At 62.4% G+C, this 18,918-nt stretch carries 25 protein-coding genes; 15 read left to right on the top strand and 10 right to left on the bottom strand.

Annotation, left to right across the window (positions count from 1 at the left end; genetic code table 11):
* Window positions 1–53: 53 nt before the first annotated feature.
* The gene (locus KJQ96_RS22575; RefSeq protein WP_213288728.1) at window positions 54–698 is read right to left on the bottom strand and encodes a TerC family protein; all 645 of its coding nucleotides are present in this window, start codon (window positions 696–698) and stop codon (window positions 54–56) included.
* Window positions 699–816: 118 nt separating this feature from the next.
* Window positions 817–1,158 (bottom strand): hypothetical protein, encoded by a 342-nt coding sequence (locus tag KJQ96_RS22580; protein WP_213288729.1) that lies wholly within the window; start codon window positions 1,156–1,158, stop codon window positions 817–819.
* 148 nt (window positions 1,159–1,306) lie between these two features.
* Between KJQ96_RS22580 and KJQ96_RS22585 the strand changes: the two genes are divergently transcribed.
* The 12 genes from KJQ96_RS22585 to KJQ96_RS22640 all read left to right on the top strand — a co-directional run bounded on the left by KJQ96_RS22585 (window position 1,307) and on the right by KJQ96_RS22640 (window position 11,536).
* Entirely contained in the window at window positions 1,307–1,567 is a 261-nt protein-coding gene (locus KJQ96_RS22585; RefSeq protein WP_213288730.1) for a helix-turn-helix domain-containing protein, read from the top strand.
* Window positions 1,564–2,007 (top strand): hypothetical protein, encoded by a 444-nt coding sequence (locus tag KJQ96_RS22590; protein WP_213288731.1) that lies wholly within the window; start codon window positions 1,564–1,566, stop codon window positions 2,005–2,007. The genes KJQ96_RS22585 and KJQ96_RS22590 overlap by 4 nt, the downstream gene beginning before the upstream one ends.
* A 42-nt stretch (window positions 2,008–2,049) precedes the next feature.
* Window positions 2,050–3,912, top strand: a complete 1,863-nt coding sequence (locus KJQ96_RS22595; RefSeq protein WP_213288732.1) for a M3 family oligoendopeptidase — start codon at window positions 2,050–2,052, stop codon at window positions 3,910–3,912.
* A gap of 105 nt (window positions 3,913–4,017) precedes the next feature.
* Window positions 4,018–4,605 carry an intradiol ring-cleavage dioxygenase gene (locus KJQ96_RS22600; RefSeq protein WP_213288733.1) on the top strand — a complete coding sequence of 196 codons (588 nt, stop codon included), beginning with the start codon at window positions 4,018–4,020 and terminating at the stop codon, window positions 4,603–4,605.
* Window positions 4,606–4,814: 209 nt separating this feature from the next.
* On the top strand, window positions 4,815–4,967 hold the full coding sequence (locus KJQ96_RS22605) for an aa3-type cytochrome c oxidase subunit IV (RefSeq protein ID WP_057847315.1): 153 nt from the start codon (window positions 4,815–4,817) through the stop codon (window positions 4,965–4,967).
* 133 nt (window positions 4,968–5,100) lie between these two features.
* Window positions 5,101–6,228: a Re/Si-specific NAD(P)(+) transhydrogenase subunit alpha gene (locus KJQ96_RS22610; RefSeq protein WP_213288734.1), complete on the top strand. Its 1,128-nt coding sequence runs from the start codon at window positions 5,101–5,103 to the stop codon at window positions 6,226–6,228.
* 11 nt (window positions 6,229–6,239) lie between these two features.
* On the top strand, window positions 6,240–6,557 hold the full coding sequence (locus KJQ96_RS22615; protein WP_161850089.1) for a proton-translocating transhydrogenase family protein: 318 nt from the start codon (window positions 6,240–6,242) through the stop codon (window positions 6,555–6,557).
* A 47-nt stretch (window positions 6,558–6,604) separates the two neighbouring features.
* Window positions 6,605–8,002, top strand: a complete 1,398-nt coding sequence (locus KJQ96_RS22620) for an NAD(P)(+) transhydrogenase (Re/Si-specific) subunit beta (RefSeq protein ID WP_213288735.1) — start codon at window positions 6,605–6,607, stop codon at window positions 8,000–8,002.
* An 18-nt stretch (window positions 8,003–8,020) separates the two neighbouring features.
* On the top strand, window positions 8,021–8,878 hold the full coding sequence (locus KJQ96_RS22625; protein ID WP_213288736.1) for an alpha/beta hydrolase: 858 nt from the start codon (window positions 8,021–8,023) through the stop codon (window positions 8,876–8,878).
* 4 nt (window positions 8,879–8,882) lie between these two features.
* A complete protein-coding gene (locus KJQ96_RS22630) occupies window positions 8,883–9,980 on the top strand; it encodes a calcium:proton antiporter (RefSeq protein ID WP_213288737.1) in 1,098 nt (365 codons plus the stop codon).
* 15 nt (window positions 9,981–9,995) lie between these two features.
* Complete coding sequence (locus KJQ96_RS22635) at window positions 9,996–10,280, top strand: cupin domain-containing protein (protein ID WP_213288738.1); 285 nt, start codon at window positions 9,996–9,998, stop codon at window positions 10,278–10,280.
* A 185-nt stretch (window positions 10,281–10,465) separates the two neighbouring features.
* A complete protein-coding gene (locus KJQ96_RS22640; protein WP_213288739.1) occupies window positions 10,466–11,536 on the top strand; it encodes a hypothetical protein in 1,071 nt (356 codons plus the stop codon).
* 124 nt (window positions 11,537–11,660) lie between these two features.
* Here KJQ96_RS22640 and KJQ96_RS22645 read toward each other — a convergent pair whose 3' ends face one another.
* Complete coding sequence (locus KJQ96_RS22645; protein WP_249734389.1) at window positions 11,661–12,332, bottom strand: tetratricopeptide repeat protein; 672 nt, start codon at window positions 12,330–12,332, stop codon at window positions 11,661–11,663.
* A 194-nt stretch (window positions 12,333–12,526) separates the two neighbouring features.
* On the bottom strand, window positions 12,527–12,829 hold the full coding sequence (rpsU, locus tag KJQ96_RS22650; RefSeq protein WP_213288740.1) for a 30S ribosomal protein S21: 303 nt from the start codon (window positions 12,827–12,829) through the stop codon (window positions 12,527–12,529).
* 254 nt (window positions 12,830–13,083) lie between these two features.
* Here rpsU and aqpZ point away from each other — a divergent pair, with 254 nt between their 5' ends.
* Window positions 13,084–13,806, top strand: coding sequence for an aquaporin Z (gene aqpZ / locus KJQ96_RS22655; RefSeq protein ID WP_213288741.1), 723 nt, complete (start codon window positions 13,084–13,086; stop codon window positions 13,804–13,806).
* Between the two features lie 26 nt (window positions 13,807–13,832).
* Here aqpZ and KJQ96_RS22660 read toward each other — a convergent pair whose 3' ends face one another.
* Together KJQ96_RS22660 and purE are read right to left on the bottom strand one after the other, a co-directional pair.
* Window positions 13,833–14,936 (bottom strand): 5-(carboxyamino)imidazole ribonucleotide synthase, encoded by a 1,104-nt coding sequence (locus KJQ96_RS22660; protein ID WP_213288742.1) that lies wholly within the window; start codon window positions 14,934–14,936, stop codon window positions 13,833–13,835.
* The gene (gene purE / locus KJQ96_RS22665) at window positions 14,933–15,421 is read right to left on the bottom strand and encodes a 5-(carboxyamino)imidazole ribonucleotide mutase (protein WP_213288743.1); all 489 of its coding nucleotides are present in this window, start codon (window positions 15,419–15,421) and stop codon (window positions 14,933–14,935) included. The genes KJQ96_RS22660 and purE overlap by 4 nt, the downstream gene beginning before the upstream one ends.
* Before the next feature lie 151 nt (window positions 15,422–15,572).
* Here purE and KJQ96_RS22670 point away from each other — a divergent pair, with 151 nt between their 5' ends.
* Window positions 15,573–16,259, top strand: coding sequence for a GGDEF domain-containing protein (locus KJQ96_RS22670; RefSeq protein ID WP_213288744.1), 687 nt, complete (start codon window positions 15,573–15,575; stop codon window positions 16,257–16,259).
* A 114-nt stretch (window positions 16,260–16,373) separates the two neighbouring features.
* On the opposite strand, the gene KJQ96_RS22675 is transcribed toward KJQ96_RS22670, so the two are convergent.
* The 3 genes from KJQ96_RS22675 to KJQ96_RS22685 form a co-directional block, all read right to left on the bottom strand.
* Window positions 16,374–16,625, bottom strand: a complete 252-nt coding sequence (locus KJQ96_RS22675) for a hypothetical protein (protein WP_213288745.1) — start codon at window positions 16,623–16,625, stop codon at window positions 16,374–16,376.
* 28 nt (window positions 16,626–16,653) lie between these two features.
* On the bottom strand, window positions 16,654–16,860 hold the full coding sequence (locus tag KJQ96_RS22680) for a hypothetical protein (RefSeq protein ID WP_213288746.1): 207 nt from the start codon (window positions 16,858–16,860) through the stop codon (window positions 16,654–16,656).
* 202 nt (window positions 16,861–17,062) lie between these two features.
* Window positions 17,063–17,269 (bottom strand): YdcH family protein, encoded by a 207-nt coding sequence (locus tag KJQ96_RS22685; RefSeq protein ID WP_028350152.1) that lies wholly within the window; start codon window positions 17,267–17,269, stop codon window positions 17,063–17,065.
* Between the two features lie 237 nt (window positions 17,270–17,506).
* Here KJQ96_RS22685 and KJQ96_RS22690 point away from each other — a divergent pair, with 237 nt between their 5' ends.
* On the top strand, window positions 17,507–17,692 hold the full coding sequence (locus KJQ96_RS22690) for a YdcH family protein (protein WP_057858669.1): 186 nt from the start codon (window positions 17,507–17,509) through the stop codon (window positions 17,690–17,692).
* Window positions 17,693–17,778: 86 nt separating this feature from the next.
* Here the strand turns inward: KJQ96_RS22690 and KJQ96_RS22695 are convergent, their stop codons facing one another.
* The gene (locus tag KJQ96_RS22695) at window positions 17,779–18,882 is read right to left on the bottom strand and encodes an NAD(P)/FAD-dependent oxidoreductase (RefSeq protein ID WP_213288850.1); all 1,104 of its coding nucleotides are present in this window, start codon (window positions 18,880–18,882) and stop codon (window positions 17,779–17,781) included.
* Window positions 18,883–18,918: the final 36 nt, after the last annotated feature.

An 18,918-nucleotide genomic window follows, 5' to 3' on the forward strand; every position in this document is an offset into this window, starting at 1 on the left:
CGAAGCCGATTAACGTTCTCTTAAACGTTGAAAACGGCGTTGTTGAGAAGCGGCTAGACGCTGAGGTGTGGCCACACCTCCAAAGCGCCGCGATAGCACATGTCGAGAGCCACATAGAGTATGATGGCCAAGCCGACATAGGCGATCCAGCGGTGCTTCTCCAGCAGGCGCGCGATGAAGTTGGCGGCAAACCCCATCAGCGCGATGGAGAGCGCCAAGCCGAAAATCAGAATCATCGGATGCTCGCGCGCTGCGCCCGCGACGGCGAGCACGTTATCGAGCGACATCGAGACGTCGGCGAGTGTGATCTGCCAGATGGCCTGGCCAAGCGTCTTTTGATGACCCGCAGTGGCTGACTCATCGGTCGTACTTGCGGCCGATAGATCCTGCAATTTCGGTTCATGATGATGCGACGTACGAAGCTCGCGCCACATCTTCCAGCATACCCAAAGCAGCAGAATGCCACCGGCGAGCAGCAAACCAATGATCTGGAGCAGTTGAACCGTGACGGAAGCGAAGCCGATGCGTAGGCCCGTGGCGGCCAATATGCCGATCAGAATCGCCTTTCTGCGCTGACCCTCCGGCAGTCCGGCGGCTGCAAGCCCGATGACGATCGCATTGTCGCCGGCGAGCACCAGGTCGATCATCACGACCTGGAAAAACGCTGTGAGGTGGTCTGAGGAGATTAGTTCCAGCATGCGGGCCACTCCGTGAATGGTCCAATCCGACATCGCAGTTCGCTTGAACTGCCAGAGGGGCCCGGGCTTGGACGCGTAGAAAAAACGACGCAGTCAGACTGCGGAAAAACTGCTTCCGTTACTCAGGTTGATGCGACAGGGTGAAAAGCCTGATCATCTGATCTGGCTCGACCAGGACGGATAGGACGACGCCGATGAACGTCAGGCTTCCGGCGAGGTCGAACCACATTGTGCGGAATCGGTCGCGCCGGCAGAGCAGCGCAAAGCCAGCCGTTACAGCAGCAACCGCAAACAGCAGGGTCACGATCGCCGGCGCCAGTGCATCCGCGGGCACCACGTTTCGAATTCCGACGGTCGCGATCAGCGCCACGATAAGAATGCCGGCGAACAACTCCTTGACGCGCGCCAAAGGTGCTCGGTCGCTCGTTCGGACGATCTGACTGCGGTCCAAGAAGGCCATCGGAATCTTATTCGCGAACTTAGATTGTGGTAGGGAACTTCACCGATCCCGGTATTCAATTTAGCTAGTTTAGTAATCATGAAACGAGTGAAACATCAAGACGTTTCCGCTGAACGGCTTGCGGGCAAGGCCGCGCCGGAAGCCAAGCATGCGTAAACTGGCCGGGGATTGGCTCAAGCAGTGCAGGGCGGATGCCGAATTGTCGCAGGCGGACCTCGCTGCTCGCCTCGGCCTGAAATATTACACGTTCATCTCCCAGGTCGAGAACGGGTTCAACCGCGTTCCAACTGAAATTATGGGAGCGTGGGCGAGCGAATTGGGTCTTGAACCGGCCTTCTTCGCCAGGCATCTGTTAAGGTACTACGAGCCGGAATTGCATCGGCTGCTGTTCGGAGCGGAAAGCACATGAGCGTGGTGGCGTTCGAGCGCAAACAGGATGCGGGCGAGTGGAGCGAGAGAGAACTCAGCACCATCGTCGGGGCTTTGAATGCAGCGCTTGCGCCGGGCATCGGCCGCCAATGGGAAACCGGCATGACGGAGAAGCGCGATGCCCAGTTCTACCTGCTGGGACCGCTTCCGGATCAGACTTGCGAGTTGTGCGTGTCGCGGATCGGCGGAAATTATATCCTTGAGGATGGTTTTGGACGGTTGCTCTTCGAGCACCGAAACCTCGATCTTGTCGCGCTGCACGCGCGGGCGGCAGTCCCGAGCACGTCGTGGCTTATGGTACGCGTGATCGTGTTGTGGTGCGCGGTCCGTAGCGTGATGAACGAAAAGGTCGAGCCGATGCTCGCCGAAAGCGAGGAACTGCTGGTCCAATTGGCGCCGCAGCTTTCGGCGTTCGCCTGATCTCGCCCAATTTCCTGATCACCTCTCAATTTTGAAAGTGTCATGAGCGCAAAATCTGCGACCTCCCGAGCCGTCAAGACGTCCCGTAAGCCCGTCAAGGGCAGCAAGGCGAGCGCAGCCAAACCCAAAACCGGCAAATTGCCGGAATGGAATCTCGCCGATCTTTATTCCGGCATCGATGCGCCTGAAATCGCACGCGATCTGCAGAAGATGGATACCGACTGCGTCGCGTTTGAAACGGACTACAAGGGCAAGCTGGCGGAAGGCGTTGCCCGCGACGAAGGCGGTCTTTGGCTAGCGGAGGCGGTCAGGCGCTACGAGGCGATTGACGATTTGGCCGGCCGGCTCGGCTCCTATGCAGGCCTCGTTCATGCCGGCGACAGCGTCGATCCCGTGATTTCCAAATTCTACGGCGACGTCTCCGAGCGGCTGACGGCGGCCTCGCTGCATCTCTTGTTCTTCGCGCTCGAACTCAACCGCATCGAAGACGCCGCGATCGAGCGCGCGATGCAAACGCCCGAACTCGCGCATTACCGGCCGTGGATCGAGGATCTTCGCAAGGACAAGCCGTACCAGCTCGAAGATCGCGTCGAGCAGTTATTTCACGAAAAATCGCAGAGCGGCTATGCCGCCTGGAACCGGCTGTTCGACCAGACCATCGCCGGCCTGCGCTTCAAGGTCGGGACCAAGGAGCTCGCGATCGAGCCGACGCTCAATCTGCTGCAGGACCGCGCGCCGGAAAAGCGCAAGGCCGCTGCGCAGGCGCTGGCGAAAACGTTCAAGGATAATGAGCGGACCTTTGCCCTCGTCACCAACACGCTCGCCAAGGACAAGGAAATTTCCGATCGCTGGCGTGGCTTCCAGGACGTTGCGGATTCGCGCCACCTGAATAACCGCGTCGAACGCGAGGTGGTCGATGCGCTGGTCGGCTCGGTTCGCGCGGCCTATCCGCGGCTGTCGCACCGCTACTACAATCTGAAAGCCGGTTGGTTCAAAAAGAAGAAGCTGGCGCACTGGGACCGCAACGCACCGCTGCCGTTCGCGGCGGCCGGCACGATCGCCTGGCCCGAGGCGCAGAAGATGGTGCTGACGGCCTATCGCGGCTTTTCCGCCGAGATGGCTGATATCGCGGAACGTTTCTTCACCGACCGCTGGATCGACGCGCCGGTGCGGCCGGGCAAGGTGCCGGGCGCGTTCTCGCACCCGACCACGCCCTCGGCGCATCCCTACGTGCTGATGAATTACCAGGGCAAGCCGCGCGACGTGATGACGCTGGCGCATGAGCTCGGCCATGGCGTGCACCAGGTGCTGGCCGCGAAGAACGGCGCGCTGATGGCGCCGACGCCGCTGACGCTTGCGGAGACAGCAAGCGTGTTCGGCGAAATGCTGACCTTCAAACGGCTCCTGTCGCAGACCAAAAACGCCAAGCAGCGCCAGGCGCTGCTGGCCGGCAAGGTCGAGGACATGATCAACACCGTGGTGCGGCAGATCGCGTTCTATTCGTTCGAGCGCGCCGTGCACACCGAGCGCAAGAACGGCGAACTGACCGCCGAGCGCATCGGCCAGATCTGGCTCAGCGTGCAGGGTGAAAGCCTCGGGCCGGCCATCGATATCCGTCCGGGCTACGAGAATTTCTGGATGTACATTCCGCACTTCATCCATTCGCCGTTCTACGTCTACGCCTATGCGTTCGGCGATTGTCTGGTGAACTCGCTTTACGCCGTCTACGAAAACGCTACCGAGGGTTTCGCCGAGCGCTATCTCGCCATGCTCGCAGCCGGCGGCACCAAGCATTATTCCGAGCTGCTCAAGCCATTCGGGCTCGATGCCAGGGATCCCAAATTCTGGGACGGCGGGCTGTCGGTCATCGCAGGCATGATCGACGAGCTGGAAGCGATGGGCTGACCCGGGGCGCCGGCGGCCACCAAACGGATTTGTGATGGGCCGCGGACACAATTTTTGCCGCGGTCGCCCTACATGATGACGGTGACGACAGGAGGGGAGTGCCCCATGATCGACATCCCGACGCGGCGCGTTGTACTTGGAGCGGGCGTCTTTGTAGCCGGTTCGCTGCTCATGGTCGATGGCAGCATGGCTCAGGCCCCGCTTGCACCCACGCCGGAATGCCACGATGGCGAGGCGGCAACATTGCCGCAAACCGAAGGGCCATTTTTTAAGCCGTCATCGCCTGAGCGGATCGAACTGCTCGAAGGAGGCATGGCGGGACAGCCGATCGAACTGGTCGGCTTCGTTCTTACCCGTGCCTGCAAACCGATCGCCGGAGCCTTGCTGGATTTCTGGCAGGCCGACGACAAGGGCCGATATGACAATTCCGGCTTTCGCTTGCGCGGTCACCAGTTCTCCGATGCGGAAGGGCGCTACCGGTTGCGCAGCATCGTGCCCAGCGCCTATGTCGGCCGCACGCGGCATATCCACGTGAAGGTGCAGCCGCGCGGCGGCCGCGTGCTGACCACCCAGCTCTATTTCCCGGGCGAAGCGCTGAACCGCACTGACGGCCTGTTTCGCAAGGAGTTGCTGGTACGCACGGCCAAGAACGCCGGCTGGCTCGCCGGGCGTTTCGATTTCGTGGTCGGCTAGGGGTGGCTCGCCTTCCGGGCGGGCGATGCATTTCCAGGCGACGTTTCGGGGCGGGGTTGGAAAAATTTGTTGGAGGGTTGGGGCGGCCCGACCCGCTGGATCCGGGATAATTGGCCTTCCGAATGACCCGATAGGCAAGGGGCCGTTGCCCTCCCAAACGCTTTGCGGTAATTGCACGCGAGAAACGCGGATTTTGACTGGGGATACCGATGGCAGACCATAACGAAGTGGCCTACACGACCGCTGACGGCAACGACTATCAGGCCCATGAGCAGACCTATGAAGGGTTCATCATGTTGGTCAAATACGGCACCATCGCCGTCGTAATCATTGTCGCCCTGATGGGCTATTTCCTGACCTGACGCGTCGTGCCTGCACCGCCGGCCCCGGCGGTGGCCAGAAAATTCGCACGCATGCCGGTTGCGAAACCGGTATCCAACTAAGCGAAAAAAACGCTAGTTTGCTTGCGCGCGCCCGCCGCGCCGGGGAGGCCTCATGAAAATTGCCGTTGCCAAGGAAATCGATCCGTCCGAACCGCGGGTTGCCGCTTCCCCGGACACCGTCAAGAAGTTCAAGGCGCTGGGCGCCGAAGTCGCGATCGAACCGGGTGCGGGCATCCAGTCGGGCCTGCCGGATTCCGAATTCACCGCTGTCGGTGCCACGGTCAGCGCGGATGCGTTGAAGGACGCCGACATCATCATCAAGGTGAAACGGCCGGAGGCCTCAGAACTCGCCAAGTACAAGCGCGGCGCGCTGGTCATCGCCATCATGGACCCTTACGGCAATGAGGCGGCGCTGAAGACGATCGCAGATGCCGGCGTCTCGGCCTTCGCGATGGAACTGATGCCGCGCATTACACGCGCACAAGTCATGGACGTGCTGTCCTCGCAGGCAAATCTCGCCGGCTACCGCGCGGTGATCGAGGCGGCCGAGTCCTTTGGCCGCGCGTTCCCGATGATGATGACGGCGGCCGGCACCGTGCCGGCGGCGAAGGTATTTGTGATGGGCGTCGGCGTTGCCGGCTTGCAGGCAATTGCGACCGCGCGCCGGCTCGGTGCCGTCGTTACCGCAACCGACGTGCGTCCGGCCACCAAAGAGCAGGTCGAATCGCTCGGCGCCAAATTCCTCGCAGTCGAGGACGAAGAGTTCAAGAACGCCCAGACCGCCGGTGGCTACGCCAAGGAAATGTCGAAAGAGTATCAGGCAAAGCAGGCCGCACTCACCGCCGAGCACGTCAAGAAGCAGGACATCGTGATCACGACCGCGCTGATCCCGGGCCGCCCCGCACCAAGGCTCGTCAGCACCGAGATGGTCAAATCGATGAAGCCGGGTTCGGTGCTGGTCGATCTCGCCGTCGAGCGCGGTGGCAACGTCGAAGGTGCGAAGGCAGGCGAGGTCGTCGATGTCGATGGCATCAAGATCGTCGGCTACACCAATGTCGCCGGCCGCGTGGCGCAATCGGCCTCGAGCCTTTACGCCCGCAACCTGTTCTCGTTCATCGAGACCCTGGTCGACAAGGCGAACAAGGCGCTCGCGGTCAATTGGGAAGACGAACTGGTGAAAGCCACCGCGCTGACTAAGGACGGCGCCGTCATCCATCCGAACTTCCAGCCGAAAGCCTAAGGAGAGAAGCCATGGAGCATGTCGCCCAAGTCGTCGACCCCTTCGTATTTCGGCTATCGATTTTCGTCCTCGCCGTCTTCGTCGGCTACTTCGTGGTCTGGTCGGTGACCCCTGCGCTGCATACGCCTTTGATGTCGGTGACGAATGCGATCTCCTCGGTGATCGTGGTCGGTGCGCTGCTCGCGGTCGGCGTGCCGATGATCTCGAGTGGCAGCGGCTGGGCACGCGGCTTCGGCTTCGTCGCGCTGATCTTTGCCTGTGTGAATATCTTCGGGGGCTTCCTTGTCACCCAGCGCATGCTGGCGATGTACAAGAAGAAGGCCAAGTGAAACGACGGCGTGCACCTCGCGGGTGACAAAGACAATGGGGACCTGAGATGAACGCCAATCTGGCTGCACTGCTGTATCTCGTGGCGGGCGTGCTCTTCATCCTGTCGCTGCGCGGACTGTCCAGCCCCGCGACGTCACGCCAGGGCAATCTGTTCGGCATGATCGGCATGGCGATCGCGATCGGCACGACGCTCGCGAGCCATCCGCCGGCGGACGGCGTGGCCTGGCTACTGGTCGTGCTCGGCATCGCCATTGGCGGCGGCATCGGCGCTGTCATCGCGCGGCGGGTGCCGATGACCTCGATGCCGGAACTGGTCGCGGCCTTCCACTCGCTGGTCGGCATGGCCGCGGTGCTGGTCGCCGCCGGCGCCTTTTACGCACCGGAAGCTTTCGATATCGGCAAGCCCGGCGCCATTCACGCCTCCAGCCTAGTCGAAATGTCGATCGGCGTCGCCATCGGCGCGCTGACCTTCACCGGTTCGGTGATCGCTTTCCTGAAGCTTTCGGCACGCATGAGCGGTGCGCCGATCATCCTGCCCGGCCGTCACATCATCAACATCGCGCTCGCGCTTGCGTTGGTGTTCTTCATTTTTGGCCTGGTCCGCTCCGGCAGCGCGCTCGACTTCTGGCTGATCACGATCATCGCCTTGGTGCTCGGCGTGCTCATGATCATCCCGATCGGTGGTGCCGACATGCCGGTCGTGATCTCGATGCTGAACTCCTATTCGGGCTGGGCCGCGGCCGGCATCGGATTTACGCTCGGCAATTCCGCGCTGATCATCACCGGCGCGCTGGTCGGCTCCTCGGGCGCGATCCTGTCCTACATCATGTGCCACGCGATGAACCGCTCGTTCATCTCGGTTATCCTCGGCGGCTTCGGCGGCGAAACCGCGGCCGCGGGCGGCGGCTCCGGCGAACAGAAGCCCGCCAAGCTCGGCTCGGCCGACGACGCCGCCTTCATCATGAAGAACGCCTCCAAGGTCATCATCGTGCCCGGCTACGGCATGGCGGTGGCACAGGCGCAGCACGCGCTGCGCGAAATGGCCGACCTCCTGAAGAAAGAGGGCGTCGAGGTGAAGTACGCGATTCACCCGGTCGCGGGCCGCATGCCCGGCCACATGAACGTGCTACTCGCGGAAGCCAATGTGCCCTATGACGAGGTGTTCGAGCTCGAGGACATCAACTCCGAATTCGCCCAGGCCGACATCGCCTTCGTGATCGGCGCCAACGACGTCACCAACCCGGCCGCGGAAGAGGACAAGACCTCGCCGATCTACGGCATGCCGGTGCTGCAAGTCTGGAAAGCCGGCACCGTCATGTTCATCAAGCGCTCGCTGGCATCGGGCTATGCCGGCATCGACAATCCGCTGTTCTATCGCGACAACACTATGATGCTGCTCGGTGACGCCAAGAAGGTCACCGAGAACATCGTCAAGGGGATGTAACGCGCTAGCAGGAAGTTCATGACCGGGCTGAAATGGCTGCTGATCATCGCTTCGGCGGGTTATATCTGTGGCCTGCTCGCGCTGTTCTTCGCGCAGCGCGCCGTGCTGTTTCCTGTCCCGACAAGCGCGCGCACGCCGCCGCAAGCGGCTGGCTTTCCCGAAGCAGAAGAACATGTCCTGGCCACAGCCGACGGTGAAAAGGTCATCGTCTGGCATGTTCCGGCCAAGCCGGGGCGTCCGGTCGTCCTCTACTTCCATGGTAATGGCGATTATCTCGCCCGCTTCTTCGGCCGTTTTCGCGGCCTGATCGCCGACGGGACAGGAATCGTCGCGCTCTCCTATCGCGGCTATGCCGGCTCGAGCGGGCAGCCGAGCGAGCAGGGATTGCTGCAGGATGCCGCGGCGGCCTATGCTTTCACGGCAGCGCGATACAGCGCGGACAGAATCGTTGCGTGGGGATCCTCGCTTGGCACCGGCGTCGCAGTTGCGCTGGCGGGCGAACAGCCGGTCGGAAAGCTGATCCTGGAATCGCCTTTTACTTCCATTGTGGACGTCGCCGCGTCCGCGTTCTGGTTTGCGCCGGTGCGACTGTTGATGCGCGATCAATTCCACTCCGACCGGCACATCACCCGGATCAGGGTTCCGCTGCTCATGATGCATGGCGCGCTCGATCCCACGATACCCGTTGCCTTTGGCGAACGGCTGTTCGCGCTGGCGAACGAGCCGAAACGGTTCGTCCGCCTCGCCCGCGGAGGTCACAACGATCTGGACAATTTCGGCGCGATTGAAATCGCGCGGAATTTTATCAACCTTGCGCAAGGATGGTCGCAGCATGGACGGGCATATCTTCCGTCCACCAACCGGTTGGGAACTTGACCGCATGAGCGCACATGAACCGATGCCGCGATCGGCCTGGATATTCCCGGCGCTGGCGATGGTGCTGTTTGCCGCGGCCACCGGCCTCGGGCTCACCTTTACGCCGTCAGTTGGCGGGTTCGTGTTTGCGGTGCTGCTGCTCGCAATCCTGTTCGGCACAGTGTTCGCAGCCGTGCACCATGCTGAGGTGATTGCCGAGCGGATCGGCGAACCCTATGGCACGCTGCTGCTGACGCTCGCCGTCACCATCATCGAGGTCGCGCTGATCGCCACCATCATGCTCGGCGAAAAGCCGCAGCCGGCGCTGGCCCGCGACACCGTGTTTGCGGTGGTGATGATCGTGTGCAACGGCCTGGTCGGCCTCTGCATCTTCATCGGCGGCTTGCGCTACCGCGAGCAGGATTTTCAGGTCTCGGGCGCCAACCTTTATCTCAGCGTGCTGTTCGTGCTGTCGACGATTACGCTGATCATGCCCAATTACACGCTGACGGCGCCGGGACCGATCTATTCGGCGGCGCAGCTTGGCTTTGTGGACCTGGTCACGCTCATGCTCTACGGCGTGTTCCTTTATACCCAGACGATCCGGCACAGTGATTATTTCATCAAGAGAGACGCCGGTGCTGCCACCGAAACTTCATCACTGTCGAACCGGATGCTGGCGCTCAGTATCGCGTTGCTGCTTATCTCCCTACTCGCCGTGGTGCTTCTGGCGAAAAAGTTTTCGCTGGTGGTCGATGTCGTGACTGCGATGATCGGCGCTCCACCGGCATTCGCTGGCGTTCTGGTCGCGGTCCTCATTCTGCTGCCGGAGGGAGTCACCGCTATCGCAGCGGCGCGCAACAATGATCTGCAGAAGAGCATCAATCTCGCGCTCGGATCGTCGCTGGCGACCATCGGGCTGACTATTCCCGCGGTCGGCCTGGCCACCTACGTGCTCGACAAGGAACTCGTGCTTGGGCTCAACGGTCAGGGCATGGTGTTGCTGCTGCTCACGTTCTTCCTGAGCATGCTCACCTTCGGCACCGGCCGCACCAACATCCTGTTCGGACTAGTGCATATGGTGGTGTTTGCCGTGTTCGTGTTTATGGTGTTCGTCCCGTAATCGGAGAAAAATGAAATGCTTGCTGCCAAGTCCGATGTTCAGGTCGACACACCAGAAGTCCGCGTCACGGAATGGCGGCTGGCGCCGGGCAGCGCCACCGGCCACCACACCCATGAAATGGATTACGTGATTGTGCCGGTGACCTCGGGCGAGATGACCATCGTCGCGCCGAACGGCGAACGCACCAAGGCGCAGCTCGCCTCCGGCAAATCCTATTTCCGGAAGGCCGGGGTCCAGCACGACGTGCTGAACGAGACCACAAGCGAGATTGTGTTTCTGGAGGTCGAGCTGAAGCCCTAAGCCTCTCTCGGGTTCCAGCTTGATCGCGGGTGCCGCACTTACGGCTCTGGGAGGAACCCGCAGGGCGATTGGCAGATGTCGCTGCACCTGCACAGGAACTGCTGAATTGCCATCGATCCGTCGTAGTTGATCCCTCAATGTGCCTCAAAGTTCCGGCAATTGGAGGGCCGCGGGGAGTGGCCGGAATGCTGAATTACCTCAAGAAATTTGCGGTGGACATCTTCCCCTCGGTGGCCGCGACGGTCATCGGGGCGTACATCGTCAACCACTACATCGTGACCAAGCCCAGCGCGGACGTTCCCGCGGCGGCGTCGGCGGCCGCCAATCCCGGCAAGGCTGCAGCCAGATCCGATGCCAAGATGTCTGATACCAACACGTCCGAGACCACGGCCAGCGTGAGCAATATTCCGGCCGCAGGCGTCAAGGCGAGGGGTGTCTCCGAGAAGGCCATCATGGAGAAGACCGCGGCCGAACGACCGGCGGTGGCTGAAAAGGCCCAAGCGAAAGCGGAAGAAAAGTCCGAAGCGAAGGCTGACGCCAAAGCCGATGCCAAATCCTCCGATGCCAAATCCTCCGATGCCAAATCCTCCGATGCCAAGTCCTCCGATTCCAAGTCTTCCGATCCTAAGTCCGACGTGAAATCAGCCGAGACTCCGGCCGACGCCGCCAGCAATCCGGCCGACCAGCGCCGTCATGCAGCGGCGCCGCGCGAGAAGGAAAAGATCAGGGTCGTGCTGCCGTCGCCCGTGCAGCCTGTGGCGTCCCAGCCCACTCCGGTTGTGGCGGCTGCGCCGGTCGCCGCGGTCGAGACTGCGGCTACGCCGGATGAACGGCGCGATGCCAACGATCTGGCGCGCGCCGCGATCGAACGCCTGCGCGCCAACGGCGAAACGTCTCCGCGCGCCCCCGAGACGGCCCGTGCTCCTGAAGCACCCCGTGCCCCCGAAACATCCAGGGTCGCAAATGCGCCTGCTGCCGTGAATGCACCCACGCTTCGTCCGCTGCCGCCGCCGGTCATGATCTCGGGCCCATCCGCTGGCGAACCCAATGGTCAGGTTTCGGCGCAGCCACGGCCGCCTTATGCTGAGGCCATCGACCCGAACCGCCCAGTCCCGCCCGCCGAAATTCCGGTCTCGCGCCCGCTCGATCTGCGTGCCGAAGTTGCGGAGCCTTCCGTCCGCGAACGCGCCACGGCGGCTGCCGAGGACGCGCTGTCGACCGCCAAGTCGATCTTCCACGCGGTGCTGCCGAAATAGTCTGCGGTCTTCGACCGAAAGCGTCCAGATCATGATGCGATTTCGTAGAATCGCATCATGATCTCATCTTTTTGTTTGAGCATGATCTTTCGGAAAACCGCTTCGCACTTTCCCGGATCATGCTCTAGCCGCCGGTACGCGCGAGCCCGCTTCGGGCGGCGTCATCCTTGGGGCGGAGCGCGAGCGCACGGCCGTAGGACATGAACGCCTTGGCTTTATCGCCGAGGCGCTCATACGTAACGCCGCGTGCCGACCAGGCTTGCGCGCTGTTGGGATCGGCCTGCACCGCTTCGTCCAGATCGGAAGCGGCTTCCTTTGTCTTGTCGATGGCAAGGTAGCTGCTCGCCCGCGCCAACAGCGGCTCGACCCGTTGCGGCGTCAGGCCATTGGCCGCGGTGAAATCGGCGATCGCCTGCTCATGCTGCTTGTCGGCCTGATAGATCAGGCCGCGGCCGTACAGCGCCTGCACGTTGTAGGGATCGAGTGCGAGCGCGCGGTCGAATTCCGCGAGCGCTTCCTCCGCCTTGCCGGATTTGGCGAGCGTCTGGCCGCGCGTAGCGTGGCCCTGGCCATCGCTGACGCTTTGTCCGCTGATCGTGCCGGTCGGTTTCTGTTCGACGGCCTGCGGCTTTTCCTTATCCGATCCCCACGATCCCAGGTCGAACGAACAGCCGCCGAGAGGAAGAGCGAGAACGATCGCGAGCAGCACGATGGGTGCGGCCGTGAAGCGCGAAGCGCAGGGAAGTGTATTGCGGTCGGTAACGGCCATGCGGAGGAATACTCGCGCGTCGAACATGGCATAGGTAACCCGATGGCTCGCAAAATGCATCGGTCAAAATGGCCGCAACGGCATCGACGGTGATGTGTTATCAGCAGGCTGCGCGCGAGAGCGCCGATTTTCCGGCGCGCTCCGAATTCTGCGGAACAAGATCGCGAAAAACAAAACGCGGACCCAAGGCCCGCGTTTTTCGTTCAAATCTAGCGAACTGCTTAGCGCGGTCCGCGCGGACCTGCGCCTGGGCTACGGCCGCCAGCGCCACCACGGTCGCCACCGGGACCGGCGCCGAACACTGGCTTGGGCTTCATCGGCAGCAAGCCTTCACGCTGCAGCTTCTTGCGGGCCAGCTTGCGCGCGCGGCGCACGGCTTCGGCCTTTTCACGGGCCTTCTTCTCGGACGGCTTTTCGTAATGGCCGCGGAGCTTCATCTCGCGGAAGATACCCTCGCGCTGCATCTTCTTCTTCAGCGCCTTGAGGGCTTGATCGACATTGTTATCGCGGACGAGAACCTGCACGCGGCATCCTCTTTCAATTGATCGGATAGGAATTCTGGTAAAGCGAAGGGCCGGCGAAAGGCCTGATCCTCAACCCTGAGCGCGGGCATGTAGCAGACAAAACCGCAGATGTCCACCTGAGAAGCCGGTTTCCGGCCCGGAAAAGCCCGGAAAATCGGCGGGATTAGGCCTACAGACGCCGATTTCCTCAAATAACGAGCCCTTCACGGCGCCTCCCTAGCATCCAGCTACGCAAAAACATGCGGGAGGCGAGTATGAATACCAAAAAATATACCGCTGAAGCGATCGGCACGTTTTGGCTCACTTTCGCGGGATGCGGCAGCGCGGTCATCGCCGCGGGTTTTCCGGAGGTCGGTATAGGCCTGGTCGGTGTGTCCCTGGCATTCGGCCTGAGCGTCGTGACCATGGCCTATGCGATCGGCCACATCTCCGGCTGCCATCTCAATCCCGCCGTCACGATCGGTCTCGCGGCCGGCGGACGGTTTCCGGCACAGCAGATCGTTCCTTACGTGATCGCGCAGGTGATCGGTGCTGTCGCTGCCGCGGCGTTGCTCTATGTGATCGCAAGCGGCGCGCCCGGCTTCGATCTGGCCAAGGGCTTTGCCTCCAACGGCTATGACGCGCATTCGCCCGGTCAGTACGGCATGGTGGCCTGCTTCGTCACCGAAGTGGTGATGACCATGATGTTTCTGTTCATCATCATGGGCGCTACCCACGGCAAGGCGCCTGCGGGCTTTGCGCCGCTCGCCATCGGATTGGCGTTGGTGATGATCCATCTCGTCAGCATCCCCGTCACCAACACGTCGGTGAATCCCGCGCGCAGCACCGGGCCCGCGCTGTTCGTCGGCGGCTGGGCGCTGGCGCAGCTTTGGCTGTTCTGGGTTGCGCCCTTGATCGGCGGTGCGCTCGGCGGCGCGATCTATCGCTGGCTCAGCGAGGAGCCGGCCGGCGTTGTGGAAGGCTTGAAGACCGCCTGATCTAGCAAACGCGCCCGGCGGGCGAGCTACGTCTTGCTTGCCGGAGCCACCTCAGTGACATGGCCCATCTTGCGGCCCGGCCGCGGCGTGCCCTTGCCGTAGAGATGAACCGTGGCGCCGGGGACCGTCAGCCATTGCTCATAGTCGAGGATATCGTCGCCGATCAGGTTGGTCATGGTGACCTGGCCGTGACGAACTGGCTTGCCAAGCGGCCAGCCGGCAATCGCCCGGATGTGCTGCTCGAACTGGGAGATTGAGGCGCCGTCCAGCGTCCAGTGCCCGGAATTATGCACCCGCGGCGCGATCTCGTTGACCAACACGTGCGGTCCGCCGTTTCCGGCAACGACGAACAGCTCGACCGCGAGCACGCCGACATAGTCGAGCGCATGGGCGATCTTCTCGGCAACGGCTCGCGCCTGTGCGGTCAGCTCATCCGATATCGCCGCCGGCACGCGCGAGAATTTCAGGATGTGATCGCGATGCTCGTTTTCGGTGACGTCGTAGCATTCGACATGGCCATCCGCCGATCGCGCGGCGATCACGGAGATCTCGCGCTCGAAGGGAATGAAGGCTTCGAGGATCGCGGATTTGGTGCCGAGTTCTTCCCAAATGCGAATGGGGTCGTCGCCCTCGCGAATGATCGCCTGGCCCTTGCCGTCATAGCCGAAACGGCGGGTCTTGATCACGGCGGGAAGGCCGAGGCGGGCAATGGCGCTCTGCAGGGTCTCCGGCGATGACACGTCGGCATAGTCGGCGGTGTCGATGCCGAGCCGCTTGACGAAATCTTTCTCGATCAGCCGGTCCTGCGTGGTTTCGAGGATTTTCTGCGCCGGCAATACCGGACGGCGTGCAGCCAGCACCATGGCGGTGGCGGCCGGCACGTTCTCGAATTCGTAGGTGATGACGTCGACATCATTGGCGAACAATTCGAGCGCCTCGACGTCGGCATATTCGGCGCAGGTTGCGTTCAGCACCACGTCGAAGGCGGGCGAGTCCGGATCCGGCGAAAACACCTGGCATTTGAGGCCGAGGCGCGCCGCCGCCATGGCCAGCATCCGGCCCAATTGTCCGCCGCCGAGAATTCCGATGGTGTCGCCCGGCTTCAGCTTCACCTTGTCTGAAACCGTCACGCCGAACCCTCCGGGCGCTCTTTGACCGCATCCGTCTGCTGCTTGCGCCAGGCGGCCAATCGCGTCGCCAGCGCCGGGTCATTCAGCGCGAGCACGCTTGCCGCGAGCAGGGCGGCATTGATGGCGCCGGCCTTGCCGATCGCCAGCGTGCCGACGGGAACGCCGGCCGGCATCTGCACGATCGAGTACAGCGAATCGATCCCCAACAGCGCCTTGGATTCGACGGGAACGCCGAACACGGGGAGTTCCGTCAGCGCCGCCGCCATGCCGGGCAGGTGCGCCGCGCCACCGGCGCCGGCAATGATGATCTTGAAACCTTGAGCCTTGGCGCCCTTGGCGAAGGCGAACAGCCGGTCCGGGGTCCGGTGGGCCGAGACGATGCGCTTTTCGCAGTCGATCCCGAGCGCCGCCAGCGTCTCGGCGGCGTGGCGCATGGTCTCCCAGTCGGACTGGCTGCCCATAATGATGGCGATCGGTGCGGTCATCTCGTCAATTCTGTTCGGGAATCCATAAACATAGGCCGATTATAAGGTCGGCCCGGGGCTCATCCAAGGCGTGGCAAGGGATCAGGAATGGACTATCCTGTCTTGGTGAATCCCGGCAAGCCTTCATAAGCGTGCCTGCACAGGGAAGGCCATGAAGAAGAAAACCAGGGCGACCGCCTCCAGGGCCGGAAAACGCCCTAAAAACGCGGCTTCCGGGCGAAAATCAGCACCGCGGCGATCGCCGCCACCAGCATCTCGGCCGCCGGCAGCTTCCAACGAAACTAAGGCGACGATTCGCCGGCTGAAAGCGGAGCTCGCCCGGACTCAGGCGCAGATCGAGGAACTTCAGGCCTCCGCCGATACTGATTTCCTGTTGGGCATCCCGAACCGGCGCGGTTTCGAGCGCGAGCTCAATCGCGCGATCGCCTACATAAAACGCTATCGCGCCAGCGGTGCCCTGGTCGTGCTCGACGTCGATCGGCTGAAGCCGATCAACGATGCCTTCGGACATGCCGCGGGCGACCAGGTGCTCAAGGCTATCGTCGCGGCGCTGCTGGCGCAGGTGCGCGCCTCCGACGTGGTGGGCCGGCTCGGCGGCGACGAGTTTGCGCTGCTGTTGTGGAATCTCAGCGAGACCGACGCCAGGGCCAAGGCGGCCGCGCTGGAGGAGGCGATCGATCGCCTCAGTTTCGTGTTCGATGGCCGCACCATTACCGCGGGCGCCTCCGCGGGCGTCTCGGTGCTCGATACCCACTCCGAAGCCGGCCGTGCGCTGGAAGCGGCCGACAGCGCAATGTATGTGCGCAAGGCGTTGCGGCGGCATGAGGCGAAGGCGTAGCGTGGGCAAATCAAAGGCGCGCTTCGCGCCGCGCCCACCAGCGGACGAGCATGGAAGAAAGCTGGTGGGCACGCTTGCGCTTTGCCACCCCACAAATTCCGATCAACGATCTAATTAAAGCCCGCTGAGATCGTCCGGCACGTTGCCGAACTTGCGCAGCAGTTTCGCATCACCGAATTCACCCATCATGGGATCGCCGCTGCGGCTGAAGGCAACGGCGCCGATGCTGCCGGCCATCCGCGACATCGTCTCGGCGCGCCGCAACGCGATGGTCGGGCTCTGACATTCTTCCGCGGCGCCCGCTACCGGCGAGCCGCTATCGTCCTGCAGAAATGGCATTGCGACGTAATAGGTGACATCGGCCATTGTATCGCTCCAGTGTGATCGTTCCAGATCAGGCCGCGTTGCTACTCGCACGTTTGGCCGGCACACAGCCGGCCGCTATCGCGGCCTGCAGTTCCTCCAGTTCGATTTCCAGATACTCGTTCGCCATGATCAGCGCCTTGATGGTCGAGCGCAGATTGCCGTCGCACATCGCGATCGCCTGATCGCAGGCCTGCTCGTAACGGTTGTTGTCGGACAGGGGCGGCGTGGTGGACATGGCTGGACTCCCGAGGCTGGCGGCAGGAAGGCATGTTCTCTGTTTGTTCTAGTCGAGTCAAGCCGCATCCGCCAGCCGGAGGCCCTTTTTTGCCGGCCGCCCGGCAAGCCATCGTGCCGCGGCGTGTGGATGTCGGGGAAAAGAATCTGCGACGGCGGACTGGTTTGCGCGCCGAACCAGCGGAGCGCGTCAAGCGCAACGATCAGGCGATGATGTCAGGCGTGATCTGGTCTTCGATGAAGGCGATGCGGTCGCGCAACTGCAGCTTGCGTTTCTTCAGCCGCTGCAGCCGCAACAAGTCCGGCGCCGGCGACTGATGCAGCGCGTCGATCGCCGCATCGAGATCGCGATGCTCCTGCTGCAGCCTGGCGAGCTCGGTTTCAAGCTCGCGCTCATCATCGTCGGTCATGGTGTACGTTAGCTGAAAGCGCGATCAGGTTGCGAACGGATTCTTCGGATGACGGTGAATATCGTCCCTGCGAGGCCGCTCTGCAAGCGGATCGGGTTCCATAGTCACGATTGGTTACAGATAAGCCCGAAAAATATGAGAGTCCCGATTCTGGATACCCATCGACAGATTCGGCGGCTGGTGTACACTCGCGCGTCCGGATCGAATCTGAGGTTTCACCCACCGAGGAGATTTCGTATGGCACTACAGGCGCATCTTGTTGAGCTTGAACGTAAGCACAAGATTCTCGAGAATGAATTGCACGAAGCGCTCGTGCACCTTTCCACAGACGACCTGCAAATTGTCGAGTTGAAGCGCCGCAAGTTGATGGTCAAGGATCAGATCGAGCGGTTGAAGCAAACCGCCGACGAAACCCTCCACTAAGTAGTCCAGCAAGGTATCGAAAATCCCCACACGGCCGGATGGGCGCCGATGCGCTCGTCCGCGTGTCGGTGATGCTTCGGCCTCCGTCACAGCTCCGCCAGCGCGCCGACGTGATCGGCGATCGCGAGCGATGACGTCAGTCCTGGCGATTCGATGCCGAACAGGTTGATCAGTCCGGCAATGCCGTGATCGGCAGGACCCTGGATGAGAAAATCCTGCGTCGCGACGGCCGGCGGCACGATTTTCGGCCGGATTCCGGAATAGCTTGGCATCAGCGCGCCGTCCGGCAGCGTCGGCCAATAGCGCCGGATCGCGGGATAGAATCGTTCGGCGCGGGCAGGGTCCACCGCATAGTCGATGCTCTCGACCCATTCGACGTCGGGGCCGAACCGGGCCTGTCCGGCCATGTCGAGCGTGAGGTGCACGCCCAGCCCACCGGGCTCCGGCACCGGATAGATCAGGCGCGAAAATGGAGCCCGCGCACTGCAGCTAAAATAATTGCCCTTGGCGAGATAAGCACAGGGAATCATTTCGATCGGCATGCCATCGATACTGCGCGCCACCGTGGGCGCGCCCAATCCGGCCGAATTGACGAGCAGGTTGCACGCAAGGGTCATCGGCGCATCGCCGCCGGCTTCGATTTCGATACGACCGGCGTTGGTTCGCGCGTGCAGCAGCGGGGTGTGGAATGCGAAAGCCGCGCCGGCTTCTTCCGCATCGCCCCGCAGCGCTAGCATGTAGGCGTGGCTGTCGATGATGCCGGTGGACGGTGACAACAGCGCCGCGTTGCAATTCAACGCCGGCTCCAATTCGCGCGCCGCTTCGCCCGTCAGCAATTGCATGTCGTCGACGCCATTGGCCTCGGCATGCGCGCGGATCGATTGCAGCTTCTCGGTTTCCTTCGGCGTCGTCGCCACGATCAGCTTGCCGCAATTGCGGTGCGGAATGCCGTGGTCGCTGCAATACCGGTAGAGCGCGCGCTTGCCGCTGACGCACATCTGCGCCATCAGGCTGCCGGCACGGTAATAGATGCCCGCATGAATCACCTCGCTGTTGCGCGAGGAGGTGACGGTACCGATGCCTTCGGCGGCCTCGAGCACGATTACTTCGCGGCCCGCCTGGGCCAGGCGCCGAGCGATCGCGAGCCCGATCACCCCCGCTCCAATGATGACGCAATCGACCTTGTCCATGTCAGCTTCAGGCCCGGAAATCTGGCGCAGGAATCG

The organism is Bradyrhizobium sp. sGM-13 (assembly GCF_018398875.1).
In the GTDB taxonomy this organism is placed as follows: Bacteria; Pseudomonadota; Alphaproteobacteria; order Rhizobiales; family Xanthobacteraceae; genus Bradyrhizobium.